This window comes from Variovorax sp. 20P10.2.4, from assembly GCF_058244205.1.
The window spans coordinates 1-1,232 of the sequence record NZ_JBZAYE010001146.1 but is presented as its reverse complement, the minus strand read 5'-3'; the positions used below and the strand labels follow the sequence as shown (position 1 = coordinate 1,232).

The window sequence follows — 1,232 nt, the reverse complement described above, 5'->3', positions numbered from 1 at the left end:
AACACCAGCAGGCCGCCGAACAGCATCGCGATGCCGACGATGTGCACCGCCTCCAGCGCCGGGTAGGCCCAGGGATGCGAGACGAGTCCTTTGAACACCGGGGCGATGCCGGACGACATGGGCGCTCCTTGCAGGGGTGCGGCGCAGCTTAGTCCAGTGAGCGGCGCGGCAGGGCCAAGGCCCGCGGCCGCGCGGGCCCTTGCGGCGGCGCGGCACAATCCGTCGGAACTTTTTCGACGAGGCTGTAACCAGCCGGTCCGATGGCACGAAACAACGAAGGCAGCAGGATGCACACGAGCGACGCCGAGGCGGCGCTGCGCAGCCTCTTCCTTCGCGGCCTCGATGGCGATGCGAAGGCGTACCGCGACTTCCTGCAGCGACTCAGCGCGCACCTGCGCGCTTTCCTGGGCCGGCGGCTGTTCGGCTGGCCCGATGATGTGGAAGACCTCGTCCAGGAATGCCTGCTCGCCATGCACAACCAGCGCCATACCTACCAGAGCGACCAGCCGCTGACGGCCTGGGTGCATGCGATCGCGCGCTACAAGATGATCGACCTGTTGCGCGCCAAGTCCTCGCGCGAGGCGCTGCAGGACCCGCTCGACGATGAGCAGGGCCTGTTCGCGGCCTCCGACATCGAGGCCAGCGATGCGCGCCGCGACCTCGGCGGCCTGCTCGAGACCCTGCCCGAGCGCCAGCGCCTGCCGATCGTGCACGTGAAGATCGAGGGGCTGTCGGTGGCCGAGACCGCGAGCCTCACGGGCATGTCCGAATCGGCGGTCAAGGTGGGGATCCACCGCGGGCTCAAGGCGCTGGCCGCGCGCTTCGGGAGCGCCGCATGAAGACCGACGATCTGGTCGCCATGCTCGCCGCCGGCCCGGTGGCCGTACCGCGCCAGGCGGCGAGCCGGCGGCTGGGGCTGGCGCTGGCCATCGGCGCGCCGCTATCGCTGGCGATCCTGCTGGTCGAATACGGGCCGCGGCGCGACCTGTTGCAGGCCCTGTTCTGGCCGATGTTCTGGGTCAAGCTGCTGTTTCCGCTGGCGATCGCGGGCGCGGCCTTCGTGATGGTGCAGCGGCTCGCGCGTCCGGGCGTGCTGGTGCGCCGGGCCTGGATCGGTGCCGTGCTGCCGGTGCTGGCGGTCTGGGCGCTGGCCGTGGTGGCCTGGTTCGATACGCCGATGGAAGGGCGCATGCCCTCGCTGATGGGCCAGTCGTGGCGCGTCTGCGCCATGA

General features: G+C 70.4%; 2 protein-coding genes. Both read left to right on the top strand.

Going from position 1 to position 1,232, the window contains the following annotated elements:
* Window positions 1-260: 260 nt before the first annotated feature.
* Window positions 261-839 carry a sigma-70 family RNA polymerase sigma factor gene (locus AC27VN_RS41845; protein WP_208511517.1) on the top strand — a complete coding sequence of 193 codons (579 nt, stop codon included), beginning with the start codon at window positions 261-263 and terminating at the stop codon, window positions 837-839.
* Window positions 836-1,232, top strand: a 397-nt coding sequence (locus tag AC27VN_RS41840) for a DUF1109 domain-containing protein (RefSeq protein ID WP_490880570.1), incomplete at its 3' end; no start/stop codon positions are given. The genes AC27VN_RS41845 and AC27VN_RS41840, both read left to right, overlap by 4 nt.